Here is a 13665-nt window from a genome sequence, read left to right as displayed (position 1 = left end):
CGTACCGGGCCCTCTCTTTAGCGGCGGCGCAGTTCACGGGCGATCAGCGCCTGCTTCCAGCCGGCGGGAAAACTCCCGAATACGCTCAAGGCGTGGAATAGTACCCCGATTCCCCAGCCAAGGAGAGGCCCCAGGCTCCACCAGTGGCGGTGCTGGCCCATCAGGTTCAACAGGATCAGGCCGGTGTTGACCGCCATGTAAATGCCGAAATGATGGAAAAAGCCGACCTGGCGCGCTACCCGCCGCTCGGCACGGGCCAGCTCCTCGGGCGAGGCAGCGGTGATATGAAGATTCTGGTCAGAAAGGGAGGAGGGGGCAGTGTCGCGCATGATGGCCTCGCAGTGGTGGGGTGAACGATGGCGCAAGCATGCGCCGGCGTGCAGTCTGCGGCGAGCCACTTGCGACGGGCGGCATTCTGGCGGGTGCCAACGGCTTGTAGCGCGGCGTGATCTGCTCTACCTTATGCGCCGATCGCCTTGATCCTTCTGCAAGGCCTACCCTCGGAGAGAACATCATGTGGCCCTATCCCCGCATCCTCGCCCATCGCGGCGGCGGCACCCTGGCACCGGAAAACACCCTGGCCGGCTTTCGCTGCGGCCTGGAACACGGCTATCGCGCCGCCGAATTCGACGTCATGCTCACCCGCGACGAGGTCCCCATCCTGATGCACGACCCGCAGCGCGGACGTACCCTGCCCGGGGCCGGCAAGATCGCCGAGAGCGACTGGGCCGAGCTGCGCGACCTGGAAGCCGGTGCCTGGCTGGATGCGCGCTTCGCCGGGGAACGCCTCTGCACGCTGGAGCAGGGGCTGGATTTCTGCCTGGCCGAAGGCATCTGGATGAACGTCGAGATCAAGCCCGCCGCCGCCGAATTCGCGCGCCGTACCGGTGAGCTGACCGCCCAGGCCGTGGCGCGGCGCTTCGCAGGCAAGAGCGGGGCGGCACTGCCGGTCTTGTCCTCGTTCTCCTTCGAGGCGCTGCTGGCGGCCAAGGAAGCGGCGCCCGCCCTGCCGCGCGGCTACTTGGTGGATGTGATTCCCGAGGACTGGCAGGCGCGTCTGGAGCAACTGCAGGCCGTGGCCCTGCACACCAATCACAAGCACCTCACCCCGTCCCTGGCGGCTGCCGTGAAGACGGCGGGCTATGGCCTCTTCTGCTACACCGTCAACGACATGGCGCGCGCCGAGGAAATCCGCCAGTGGGGCGTGGATGCCTTCTGCACCGATCGCATCGATCTCATCGCGGCCGACGCCTGGTAAACCACGACACCCCCACGCTGCCCGCATTGTTCATATCGCGCAGCGTGGAAATGAATGGCAAATTACGCTCTTACCGGCGGACTGAATCCTCACACGCTAGCTATGATTTGCATGCGGACAACAATAACTGGAGGGCAGTCGACAGTTGTTGTCAACGCGTCGCGAAAATCTTGCGTTAAGGAAGCACAAGGCCGGCGCCCGTGAGCACGCCGGTGGACTTGTGGAAGCACACAACACTGAGAGATAGAGGAAAACGATGAAGATCAACAAACTGCTGGCTGCCGTACTCGTCGCCGCCTTCGCCATGCCGGTCCTGGCCCAGCCCGCACCGGCTCCGGCTGGCGCTCCCGCCGCTGAAGCCCCGGCTGCCAAGCCTGCTCACAAGAAGCACAAGAAGCATGCGAAGAAGGCCAAGAAGCACAAGCACAAGAAGGCCAAGAAGAACAATCCGGTGCCGGCCAACAAGGGCGCCTGATCGTCCGGTCTTCTGGTGGCGGACCGCACAGCGTGGCCCGCACTTGGTTTTACCGGAAGGTTCGGCTGACGCAGTTAAGGTCCGGCGGCGCAGATTAGCGCGCCATGCCGGGTCAGCCGGGCCTGTAACCCGCGGGGATTTTTCCCGGCGGGTTTTTTTTCGCCTGCAGCGCACTGCTGCCGGCCGGGCTGGCAAGGCGTTGCGGCGGGGCGGGCAAGCCTGCGTATCCGGGCCGGGATCACGTATAATCATCGGTTCGCAATCGTTTTTTGCACCGACTCCCATCCGGGCCGGATCTGCGCGTTAGCGGCGGCATCAGGCCCATTTATCCGTCTTCGAACATGAACTCAGCCGAAATTCGCGACAAGTTTCTGAAATTCTTTGAATCCAAAGAACACACCATCGTCCGTTCCTCCAGCCTGGTGCCGGGCAATGACCCGACCCTGCTGTTCACCAATTCCGGCATGGTTCAGTTCAAGGACGTGTTCCTGGGTACCGACAAGCGCAACTACGTGCGCGCGGCCTCCGTGCAGCGCTGCCTGCGCGCCGGCGGCAAGCACAACGACCTGGAAAACGTCGGCTACACCGCGCGCCATCACACCTTCTTCGAGATGCTGGGCAACTGGTCCTTCGGCGACTACTTCAAGCGTGAATCGCTGAAGTGGGCCTGGGAACTGCTGACCCAGGTCTATGGCCTGCCGGCCGACAAGCTGTGGGCTACCGTCTACCAGACCGACGATGAAGCCTACGACATCTGGACCAAGGAAATCGGCCTGCCGCCGGAGCGCGTGGTGCGCATCGGCGACAACAAGGGCGCACCCTACGCCTCCGACAACTTCTGGCAGATGGCCGAGACCGGCCCTTGCGGTCCTTGCTCGGAAATCTTCTACGACCACGGTCCGGACATCTGGGGCGGCCCCCCGGGCAGCCCCGACGCCGACGGCGACCGCTACATCGAGATCTGGAACAACGTGTTCATGCAGTTCGACCGCCAGCTCGATCCGGCCACCGGCGAATACACCCTGACCCCGCTGCCGGCCCCGTGCGTGGATACCGGCATGGGCCTGGAGCGCCTGGCTGCGATCCTGCAGCACGTGCACAGCAACTACGAGATCGACCTGTTCCAGGCACTGATCAAGGCCGCTGCCCGCGAAACCGGTATCAGCGACCTGTCCAACGCATCGCTGCGCGTGATCGCCGACCACATCCGTGCGACCTCCTTCCTGATCGTCGACGGCGTCATCCCCGGCAATGAAGGCCGTGGCTACGTCCTGCGCCGCATCATCCGCCGCGCACTGCGTCATGGCCACAAGCTGGGCCAGACCAAGCCCTTCTTCCACAAGCTGGTCAAGGACCTGGTGGTGCAGATGGGCGCAGCCTATCCGGAACTGCCGGAAGCCGCCGAGCGCGTGGAGATGGTCCTGAAGCAGGAAGAAGAACGTTTCGGCGAAACGCTGGAACACGGCATGAAGATCCTGGAAGCCGCGCTGGCCGCCAACAGCAGCAAGCTCGATGGCGAAACCGCCTTCACCCTGTACGACACCTACGGCTTCCCGCTGGACCTGACCGCCGACATTTGCCGCGAACGCAATGTCGAGCTGGATGAAGCCGGCTTCACCGCCGCCATGGAACGCCAGAAGAGCGCCGCCCGCGCCGCCGGCAAGTTCAAGATGGCCGCTGCCATCGAATACACCGGCGACAAGACCCGCTTCGTCGGTTATGAATCCCTGGCGCAGTCGGCCAAGGTGGTGGCCCTGTATGTGGCCGGCAGCCCGGTGCAGAAGATCGAGGCCGGCCAGGACGCCATCGTGGTGCTGGATACCACCCCGTTCTACGCCGAATCCGGCGGCCAGTCGGGTGACGCCGGTGCCCTGGAAGCAGCCAATGGCCTGTTTGCCGTGGCCGATACGCAAAAGATCCAGGCCGAGGTGTTCGGCCATCACGGTCAACTGATCAAGGGCAGCCTCGCCATCGGCGATGCTGTCGAAGCGAAGGTCGATGCCGATCAGCGTGCCCGCACCATGCGCAACCACTCGGCCACCCACCTGATGCACAAGGCCCTGCGCGAAGTGCTGGGTTCGCACGTGTCGCAGAAGGGTTCGCTGGTCGATGCCGACAAGACCCGTTTCGACTTCAGCCACAACGCCCCGATGACCGCCGACGAAATCCGCCGCGTGGAAGACATCGTCAACCGCGAAGTGCTGGCCAACGTCGCCACCGGCGCCCAGCTGATGGGTTACGACGATGCGATTGCCGCTGGCGCCATGGCGCTCTTCGGCGAGAAGTACGGCGACCAGGTGCGCGTGCTCTCCATCGGTACCTCCACCGAACTGTGCGGCGGGACCCACGTCACCCGTACCGGTGATATCGGCCTGTTCAAGATCGTCTCCGAAGGCGGTGTCGCGGCCGGTATCCGCCGTGTCGAAGCCGTCACCGGCGAAGGCGCGCTGGCGCTGGTGCAGTCGCTGTCGACCCGCGTGGCCGAAGCCGCTGCGGCCCTCAAGACCCAGCCGGAAGAACTGCTGCCGCGCATCGGTCAGGTCCAGGACCAGGTCAAGGCGCTGGAAAAGGAACTGGCTTCGCTGAAGTCCAAGCTGGCCTCCAGCCAGGGCGACGAACTGGTCAACCAGGCCGTCGACATCAACGGCATCAAGGTGCTGGCGGCCACGCTGGAAGGCGCTGACGTGGCCACCCTGCGCGAGACCATGGACAAGCTGAAGGACAAGCTCAAGACCGCCGCCATCGTGCTGGGCAGCGTCAAGGATGGCAAGGTCAGCCTGATCGCGGGCGTCACGGCCGATGCTACCTCCAAGGTCAAGGCCGGTGAGCTGGTCAACTTCGTCGCCCAGCAGGTGGGCGGCAAGGGTGGCGGCCGTCCGGACATGGCCCAGGCCGGCGGCACCGAACCGGCAGCCCTGCCGGGCGCGCTGCAAGGCGTGGCGGGCTGGGTCCAGGCCAAGCTGTAATCCCACAGACCCTGGCCCGGAGCGCCCATGAGCGAATTCAAGTTTTGCCCGGTCTGCGCAGCATCGCTGGTGCTGCGCGCCGATGAAGGCGAAGCCGGCAAGGTCCGGCTGGCCTGTCCCGAGGGTCACTGGACGCATTGGGACAACCCCCTGCCGGTGCTGGCTGCACTGGTGGAGATCGACGGCAAGATGCTCACTGCGCGCAACGCCGCCTGGGCCGAAGGGCGCTTCGCGCTCATCACCGGTTTCATGGAACGCGACGAGACCCCGGAACAGGGGATCGCCCGCGAACTGAAGGAAGAGACCGACCTGGACGCCGAGCAGATCGAACTGATCGGCGTCTATGAATTCATGCGCAAGAACGAGCTGATCATCGCCTATTACGTGAAGGCGAGTGGCACGATCAAGCTGTCGCCGGAGCTGCTGGAATACCGCCTGAGCGAACCCGCCGACCTGCGCCCCTGGCCGGCGGGTACCGGCCATGCGGTGGCGGACTGGATGCGCCAGCGTGGACTGCCGGTGCAATATGTCGAGTTTGCCGGTTCGTCTACGCCGATTGAAACCCCGCAGGTCCTGAAATAAGCGTGCGGTCAAGACGCAGCGTTCCATCTTGGACCGTGATTTTCTTGCTTGTGCACAAGCCTAGTGCGGCGAAAACAACAGAACTTGTGCAATGCATCAAGTCGGCGCGTTTTGCAGTAAAATCGTTTTCGTCGTGATCCATTTTGAGTCGAAGTAATGGCCATTCAATTTCACCGGGAACTTGATGCGCGCGGTCTGAACTGTCCGCTGCCCATCCTCAAGACCAAGAAAGCCCTGGCCGACATGGCCAGCGGGCAGGTGCTCAGGGTGACCGCCACCGATACCGGTTCGGTGCGCGATTTCCAGGCCTTTGCCAAACAGACCGGCAACGATCTGCTGGAGCAATCGCAGAATGATGAACACGAGTTCATCTTCTTCATGAAGCGCAAATAAGCAGCACCCCTGTCCATCCCGGAAAGATCAGGCTGGCAGCATTGAAAAACCCGCAGCTCGGATGAACTGCGGGTTTTTTGTTGTCTTTCGATTAATGAAGTTGTCGTTACAGCTCCGGATGGAAGCTCTCGGCACGTGCAATCGGCCAGAACTTTTCATAGACCCGATAGCGGTAATTGCCTTCCAGTAAATCGTTGGGCTGCAGATATTTCAGCACGTTGGACATGAGCTGAATCTCGTGGTCATTGATGCGCCGCACGATGTGATGCGGGCTCAGCGCCGACGTATGCGGCAGCCCGGCCGCCTGTACCAGCTCCTGCAGCGCATGCAGGGTGCTCTGGTGGAAGCGGTAGACGCGCTCGGCCTTGTCCGGTACCACCAGGGCGCGGGCGCGCTGGGCGTTCTGGGTGGCCACGCCCGTGGGGCAGCGGTCGGTATGGCAGCTCTGCGACTGGATGCAGCCCAGCGCAAACATGAAGCCGCGCGCCGAATTGCACCAGTCCGCGCCCAGCGCCAGCGTGCGCGCCACGTCGAAGGCGGTGATGATCTTGCCGCTGGCACCGATCCTGACCTTGTCGCGCAGGCCGATGCCGGTCAGCGTGTTGTGCACCATCACCAGGCCTTCCTGCAGCGGCATGCCCACGTGGTCGACGAATTCCAGCGGGGCCGCGCCGGTACCGCCTTCGGAGCCATCCACCGTGATGAAGTCCGGCACGATGCCGGTCTTGAGCATGGCCTTGGCGATGCTGAAGAACTCCCAGGGATGGCCCACGCACAGCTTGATGCCGACCGGCTTGCCGCCGGAGAGGCCGCGCAGCTTCTCGATGAATTCCAGCAGCCCGACCGGTGTGGAGAAGGACGAGTGCACGGCCGGAGAGATGCAATCGACCCCCATCGGGATGCCGCGCGTGGCGGCAATCTCCGGCGTGATCTTGGCCGCCGGAAGCACGCCGCCGTGCCCGGGCTTGGCGCCTTGCGACAACTTCACCTCGATCATCTTGATCTGTGGCGACTGCGCCTGGGCCGTGAATTTTTCTTCATTGAAGCTGCCATCCGCGTTGCGGCAGCCGAAGTAGCCGGAGGCGATCTGCCACACCAGGTCGCCGCCGAATTCGCGGTGGTATTCCGAGACCGAACCCTCGCCGGTGTCGTGGGCAAAATTGCCTTTTTTCGCCCCCTGGTTGAGGGCGCGGATGGCATTGGCCGAGAGCGAGCCGAAGCTCATGGCCGACACGTTGAAGACCGACATCGAATACGGCTGTGCCCGGTCGCCGCCGACCAGCACGCGGAAATCGTGGCTGGCGATCTTGGTCGGGGAGAGCGAATGGCCTATCCATTCATGGCCGGCCTGCTGCATGTCCAGCTCGGTGCCGAAGGGGCGGCTGTCAACATCGGCCTTGGCACGCTGGTAGACGACGCTGCGCTTCTTGCGGGAGAAGGGGCGGCCATCCATTTCATCTTCAAAGAAGTACTGGCGCAGTTCCGGCCGGATGGCCTCGAACATGAAGCGGAAGTGGCCGATCAGCGGATAGTTGCGCAACACGGCGTGCCGCCGCTGCACCAGATCGTGGACGCCGACCACGCTCAAGACCAGAGGAATGAGCGGCCACCCCCAGCCGATGCCATGGGTCGCCGCCAGGACCACCAAGGCCAGGGTCAGCGCGATCACCGCCCAGAACACGAAATACCGATTTGCCCGCATAGAAGAGTCCGCTAGTTGTCAGGATGGAACCGGCACCGGCCGAAGGCCATGGTCGGGTTTGCAAGGATTCTACCGCCCGGGCTCAACAGTCGTGCGCGACGAAGTGAAGGGTTTTTCCTGCCGATATGGCGGGACTGGCCGCGATACTGCCCGGCAAGCCCGCTGCTTGCGCAGTGGCATCCTTATTGCTTTGACGTATCTTCCTGCCAGGCAGCGTGGGGAACCGCTGCCCTGTGCATCAATGAACTCCACTATCACAGCGCGCCTGCTTGTCCGAGGCCGGAGACACGATGTCGTTATGAAAACAGTTGCTTCACGAGGCGCATCGGCGGCCTCTTCCTCCTCTTCACGCCCTGCGGCGCGGGCGCTGTGCCGCCAGGATGCCGCGCAAAGCCAGGCGGTGCTGGCCATGGCGCGCCCGCCGCGCCTGCTGGAGACGCTGCTGGCCAATCTCGACGGCATGGTCTACCGCTGCCGCGATGATGCCCACTGGACGCTGGAATTCGTCAGCGAAGGCTGTCACGCCCTGACCGGCTATGCCCCCGAGGACCTGTTGCTCAACAGCCGCATCTCCTTCCTGCAACTGACCCATCCGGAAGACCGCGCGTTGGTGCGCAGCCATATCGACACCTGCATGCGCGAGCGGCGTCGCATTGACATCGAATACCGCATCGTGCACGCCGATGGCAGCGTGCGCTGGGTGTGGGAGCGCGGCGTGGGGCTGTACAACGCGGCCGGCAAGGTGGAGGCGATGGAAGGCTTCCTGCAGGACGTGACCGAGCGCAAGGAGGCGGCCCAGGCGCTGCAGGAGGCCGAGCGCCGTTATCGCAGCATCTTCGAGAACGCCATCGAAGGCGTGTTCCAGACCACGCCCGATGGCACCTACATCGCGGTCAACCCGGCGCTGGCGCGCATCTACGGCTATCACTCGCCGGAAGACCTGATCGTCGGCTTGCGCGACATCAGCCACCAGCTGTATGTCGAACCGGAGCGCCGTACGGAATTCATGCGCCTGATGGAGCAGCATGGCTCGGTCTCCAATTTTGAATCTCGCGTGTACCGGCGCGACGGCGACATCATCTGGATCTCCGAGAACGCCCGCGCCGTCTATGACGACAGCGGCGCGCTGGTCTGTTACGAGGGCACCGTGGAGGCCATCACCGAGCGCAAGCTTTATGAAGCCGAAATGCGCCATCAGGCCACCCACGATGCGCTGACCGGATTGCCCAATCGCAACATGCTGCATGAGCACCTGCAGCGCGCCATTCAGGTGGCGCGGCAGAAGGGCGGACTGACGGCGGTGGTATTCGTGGATCTTGACCAGTTCAAGTTCATCAATGACAGCCTGGGTCACCAGGTCGGCGACGAATTGCTCAAGACGGTGGCGCAGCGTCTGCAAGCCTGCCTGCGGGATACCGACATGGTGGCGCGCCAGGGCGGCGACGAATTCGTGCTGGTGCTGCAGAACCAGACCGGTGGCGAGCTGGGCATCGCCGAGGTGATGCAGCGCATCCTGGCCGCCGTGGCACGGCCCTGGCAGGCGGGCGACCGCGAGTTTCAGGTCACGGCCAGCATCGGGGTGAGCCGTTATCCGGTCGATGGCAAGGATGTCGAAACCTTGCTGAAACAAGCCGATTCGGCCATGTACCGGGCCAAGGAGCAGGGGCGCAACAACTTCCAGTTCTTCGCGCCGTGGATGGACACCCAGGTCAGCAATCGCCTGGAGATGCTCATCAATCTGCGCCGCGCGCTGGATCAGGAAGAATTCAAGCTCTATTACCAGCCCAAGCTGAGTTTGAAAGATGGCAGCGTGATCGGTGCCGAGGCGCTGATCCGCTGGCAGTCGCCGGAGCAGGGCATGGTGCCGCCCGACCGCTTCATCCCCTTCGCCGAAGAAGCCGGGCTGATCGTGCCGATCGGAGAATGGGTGCTGCGTACCGCCTGCCACCAGAACAAGCGCTGGCAAGAGGCCGGATTGCCGCCTATCCCTGTGGCGGTGAACCTGTCGCCACGGCAGCTGAACCAGAGCCTGCCGGAATTCGTTTCCGGCGTGCTCGAGCAGAGCGGCCTGGCGGCCTCCTGCCTGGAACTGGAAATCACCGAGAACGTGGTCATGAAGGATGCCGAGAAGAGCGTGGCTACCCTGCATGCGCTGAAGCGCCTGGGTCTGCAGATTTCTGTCGATGATTTCGGGACCGGTTATTCCAGCCTCTCGTACCTGCGCCGCTTCCCGGTGGATGCCCTGAAGATCGACAAGTCCTTCGTGCGCGACATTGCGCGCGATGCCGACAGTGCGGCCATCGTCAAAGCCGTCATCTCGCTGGCTCATATCCTGAACTTGCGTGTCATTGCCGAGGGCGTGGAGGATGAGCAGCAACATGCTTTCCTGAAGGAAAATGCTTGTGACGAAGTGCAGGGTTATTTCTTCGGCAAGCCCATGGCGGTAGAGGATTTCACCGCCTGGATGAGCCGGCAGGCGCAAAGTGGTCAGGCATGCAAATAATTGTCCGCAGGCTGCAACAGGCTGCATCCCCGCAAATCTTTGTGCTACACTCCGCGCAGTACTTTTGATGCCTTGCGCCCCGACCGCCGCAGCCTGTGCGGCCAACAAAGGCTCCATGACGCAAGGCCGGTAGTTGAAAAGGTGCAGGTCGGCCGTCCGCAACCCCGCGACATGACGGCTTTGCGAAAGCGCGAGTCCTCCGCGACGCCGATTTGCCCGGGTCTTAGATTCCAGCTCATTCAATCTCCAAACACCGGAAGGCAGCGCCGCCGCATCCAGCACTGCGCAAGACTTGCCGTATCTGGCCCGTTTCAGCTTTCGCTGCAGGCCGGACTGGCTGCAGCCGTAGCGCCGGAGACCAGCTGCAAGCCGAACTTTGTTAACAACAAGACGCACAAGAGTGGTACATGAATATTGCTGAGGCCAAGAAAGTCCTCGAAACTGCATTGCTTTGCACGCATGAGCCCCTGTCGATCAATGATCTGAAGAAGCTGTACGTCGATCCCGAGAGCGAAGAGAGCAGCGACATCAATGCCGAGATGATCCGGCAGATGCTCGATGAACTGCGCACCGAATGGGCCGACAAGGGGGTGGAAGTGGTCAGCCTGTCGACTGGCTGGCGCTTCCAGAGCCGCAAGGAGATGAAGGTCTACCTGGAGCGCCTGAATCCGGAAAAGCCGCCGAAATACACCCGGGCCACGCTGGAAACGCTGGCCATCATCGCCTACCGCCAGCCGGTCACGCGCGGTGACATCGAAGAGATTCGCGGTGTGGCGGTCAATACCCAGACCATCCGCATGTTGGAAGATCGGGGCTGGATCGAATCGATCGGCCATCGCGACGTACCGGGCCGGCCGGCGCTGTTTGCCACGACCCGCAAGTTCCTGGATGACCTGGGCTTGAGTTCGCTGGAAGAATTGCCGCCGCTGCAGCAGGTCAGCGGCGAAGCTGCCGCCCAGGGCGCGCTGCTGGAATTGCAGGCGCTGGAAGGCGGCGTGGCGGCCCTGGCCGAAGCGGAGCAGGAAGAGGGCGAGGACGCAGGCGCGGCCGAAGCGCTTGATTCCGCTGCCACTGTCGAAGCAACTGAAACAAATGAAATAACTGAAGCCGCCGAGGCAGAAGCGCCGGCACAGGATGATCCTGCTGACGACCTTGAAATGCACGCGGCTGGAGAGCTCGCCGCAGAGGAGCTCCAGCAGACCGATATCGAAGCAGCCGCCGCCGGGGAAGAGCGTGCTGCAGGCAGTGAAGACGCTTCCCCAGAAGCGCAAGAACCTTTTGAACAAGACGTTGCCGTAACTGGCACGGACGCCACCGAAGCCGCCGGCGAAGCGGCAGGCGAGCACAACGACACCACCGAGCGGGCCGATCAGCGGGAAGATGACGCGCGTCCGCCACATCCAGATTCGAAGAATGAAGCCAACTAGTTCCAAAGACGAGACCCAGGTCGACCTGGCCGCGGCCGATGCCGCCGCATCCGACAAGCCGGTGAAAAAGCGTACCCGCAAGCCTGCGGCCAGCGCCGCACCGGCCGAGGCAGTCGCAGCCGCGCCGCAAGCGGCCGCTGACGAGGCTGCGCCGAAGAAGCGTGCGCCGCGTGCCAAGAAGGCCGCCGCCGATGAAGCTGCGCCGGCCCCGGCCGTCGCCATCGCCGAGTCCGCACCCGCTCCCGAAAAGAAGCCGCGCGCCACCAAGCCGCGTGCCAAGAAGGCTGACGTGGCGGCCGACGCCCCGGCCGCCGAGGCACCCGCCCAGATGAGCCTGGCCATGGAGCCCGCACCCCCCGCTCCGGCCAAGCCCAAGCGCGCTGCCAAGCCCAAGGCTGCAGCACCCGAGGCGGCTGCGCCTGCACCGGCTGCGTCCGAACTGCCCAAGGTCATTGTCACCGTTGGTGAAGAAGTGGTTGCGCCGCCGGTCCTGCTGGATGCGCCCGTTGATCCGAATCGCGCCAAGCCCGCCCGCCGTGGTGTGCGCGGTCCGCGTGCCCTGCGCAACAACCGCGCTGCCCAGCGCGCTGCGGCCGGAGGCGGCGATGCCGCCCCTGCACATGGCAAGCACGAGGGCGATGCCGCTCCTGTTGCCGCCGTTGAGCGCCAGCCGCGCGGCCAGTTCGGCAAGAACAATGGCCAGCCCGGCCAGCAAGGCAAAAAGAATTTCGAGAAGAACGGCAAGAAGCCCAAGGCCCCGCAACTGGGTCTGCGCTCGGCCGAACCGGTCGATGACATCTTCTCCTACGTGACCTCCGAAGCGTACGACCGCGACGAAGGCGCCAAGGCTGGTGGCCGCCAGCCGCACCAGATGCGCGGCAAGAACGGTCGCCGCGACCTGACCGCCGAGGACGATGCGCCCAAGCTGCACAAGGTGCTGGCTGACGCCGGCCTGGGTTCGCGCCGCGACATGGAAGAGCTGATCGTCGCTGGCCGCGTTTCGGTCAACGGCGAGCCGGCCCACATCGGTCAGCGCATCCTGCCTACCGATGCCGTGCGCATCAACGGCAAGCTGATCCAGCGCAAGGTGAGCAAGCGCCCGCCGCGCGTGCTGGTCTATCACAAGCCCTCGGGCGAGATCGTCAGCCATGCCGACCCGGAAGGCCGCAGCTCGGTGTTCGACCGCCTGCCGACCATGAAGGCCGGCAAGTGGCTGGCCGTGGGCCGCCTGGACTTCAATACCGAAGGCCTGCTGCTGTTCACCACCTCCGGTGACCTGGCCAACCGCCTGATGCACCCGCGCTACAACATCGAACGTGAATACGCCGTGCGTACCCTGGGCGAGCTGGAAGAAGGCATGCGCCAGAAGCTTCTGTCGGGCGTGGAGCTTGATGACGGCCCGGCGCAGTTCTCGCGCATCGCCGATGGCGGTGGCGAAGGTGTGAACAAGTGGTATCGCGTAACCATCGGCGAAGGCCGCAACCGTGAAGTGCGCCGCATGTTCGAAGCGGTCGGCCTGACCGTGTCGCGCCTGATCCGTACCCGCTACGGTGCAATGACCCTGCCGCAGACTTTGAAGCGTGGCCGCTGGGAAGAGCTGGAAGAAAACGCCGTGCGTAACCTGATGGCAGCCTGTGGCCTGGAAAAGCAGGCCGGGGAAGCCAAGTCCGGCAACGGCGGCAACGCCGGTCACGCTGGCCGCGCCCAGAGCAATGGTCCGCGCGGCAATGGCATGCAGAACAAGGGCCCGCAGAAGGGTCGCCAGGGCGGCAACGGTGGTAATGGCGGCAACTACGGCAACGGTGGTGGCTATGGCGGTGGCGGTGGCAACAAGGGCGGCCAGCCCAAGAGCCGCCAGCCGGATCCGCTGCAGACCGCACTGGGCTTCCCGGATGCCGGCAACCAGCGGCGCGGCAATCGCCCGCAACGCGGTGGCAACACCGCTGCGAACTACATGCTGGGCGGCCTGCCGGGCATGAATCGCCGTCGCGGCGGTCGCTGAGGCTCTTTCTTGCTCGTTGGCAATGCTACTGGCGAGCAAGGTCTTCCTCTCAAGGCCAGCGGCGCGTGAAATGCACCAATGACGTTTTTTATGAACGTTTTTGTCGCTGCGATCACAATTGACATCATTCCGGATTTGCTGTGAATAGCTGAATCGGTTATAATATGTTAGTTAAACGCAACCTGCCGCGAATCGCATATGTGATAAATCATTGATAGATCCGCCTGCGCCATGATGGATGGAAGTGCGGTGGTTCGCGTGATGTGTGATCTCGCGTTGCGTGGGATAACAAAAGATGGGCAGATGCCCATTTTTTTTTTGCTGATCAATTTTAGATGTCCGCCTGCCCTCGCTGGC

The 13665-nt window shown here is 63.6% G+C and carries 10 protein-coding genes; 8 read left to right on the top strand and 2 right to left on the bottom strand.

Annotated elements, in window-relative coordinates:
- Positions 1-17: 17 nt before the first annotated feature.
- Positions 18-329, bottom strand: a complete 312-nt coding sequence (locus E2K99_RS18355) for a 2TM domain-containing protein (RefSeq protein ID WP_134223130.1) — start codon at positions 327-329, stop codon at positions 18-20.
- A gap of 185 nt (positions 330-514) precedes the next feature.
- Here E2K99_RS18355 and ugpQ point away from each other — a divergent pair, with 185 nt between their 5' ends.
- From ugpQ to E2K99_RS18330, 5 genes are all read left to right on the top strand, one after another.
- The gene (ugpQ, locus tag E2K99_RS18350) at positions 515-1258 is read left to right on the top strand and encodes a glycerophosphodiester phosphodiesterase (protein WP_134136704.1); all 744 of its coding nucleotides are present in this window, start codon (positions 515-517) and stop codon (positions 1256-1258) included.
- Between the two features lie 256 nt (positions 1259-1514).
- On the top strand, positions 1515-1733 hold the full coding sequence (locus E2K99_RS18345) for a hypothetical protein (protein WP_039784299.1): 219 nt from the start codon (positions 1515-1517) through the stop codon (positions 1731-1733).
- 341 nt (positions 1734-2074) lie between these two features.
- Entirely contained in the window at positions 2075-4699 is a 2625-nt protein-coding gene (gene alaS / locus E2K99_RS18340; protein ID WP_134136706.1) for an alanine--tRNA ligase, read from the top strand.
- A 27-nt stretch (positions 4700-4726) separates the two neighbouring features.
- Positions 4727-5281, top strand: a complete 555-nt coding sequence (locus E2K99_RS18335; protein ID WP_121043351.1) for an NUDIX domain-containing protein — start codon at positions 4727-4729, stop codon at positions 5279-5281.
- A gap of 156 nt (positions 5282-5437) precedes the next feature.
- Positions 5438-5674 (top strand): sulfurtransferase TusA family protein, encoded by a 237-nt coding sequence (locus E2K99_RS18330; protein WP_013235553.1) that lies wholly within the window; start codon positions 5438-5440, stop codon positions 5672-5674.
- Positions 5675-5780: 106 nt separating this feature from the next.
- On the opposite strand, the gene E2K99_RS18325 is transcribed toward E2K99_RS18330, so the two are convergent.
- Complete coding sequence (locus E2K99_RS18325; RefSeq protein WP_134223129.1) at positions 5781-7376, bottom strand: FMN-binding glutamate synthase family protein; 1596 nt, start codon at positions 7374-7376, stop codon at positions 5781-5783.
- A gap of 409 nt (positions 7377-7785) precedes the next feature.
- Between E2K99_RS18325 and E2K99_RS18320 the strand changes: the two genes are divergently transcribed.
- From E2K99_RS18320 to rluB, 3 genes are all read left to right on the top strand, one after another.
- A complete protein-coding gene (locus E2K99_RS18320) occupies positions 7786-9879 on the top strand; it encodes a putative bifunctional diguanylate cyclase/phosphodiesterase (protein WP_205703816.1) in 2094 nt (697 codons plus the stop codon).
- A 407-nt stretch (positions 9880-10286) separates the two neighbouring features.
- On the top strand, positions 10287-11306 hold the full coding sequence (gene scpB / locus E2K99_RS18315) for an SMC-Scp complex subunit ScpB (protein ID WP_134223128.1): 1020 nt from the start codon (positions 10287-10289) through the stop codon (positions 11304-11306).
- Positions 11293-13308: a 23S rRNA pseudouridine(2605) synthase RluB gene (gene rluB, locus E2K99_RS18310; RefSeq protein ID WP_134223127.1), complete on the top strand. Its 2016-nt coding sequence runs from the start codon at positions 11293-11295 to the stop codon at positions 13306-13308. The genes scpB and rluB overlap by 14 nt, the downstream gene beginning before the upstream one ends.
- The last annotated feature ends 357 nt before the right edge of the window (positions 13309-13665 follow it).

It is taken from the genome of Herbaspirillum huttiense (assembly GCF_004367745.1).
GTDB classification, from domain to species: domain Bacteria; phylum Pseudomonadota; class Gammaproteobacteria; order Burkholderiales; family Burkholderiaceae_D; genus Herbaspirillum; species Herbaspirillum huttiense.
The sequence above is the reverse complement of the archived record's forward strand: the minus strand, read 5'-3'. Positions and strand labels throughout refer to the sequence as shown.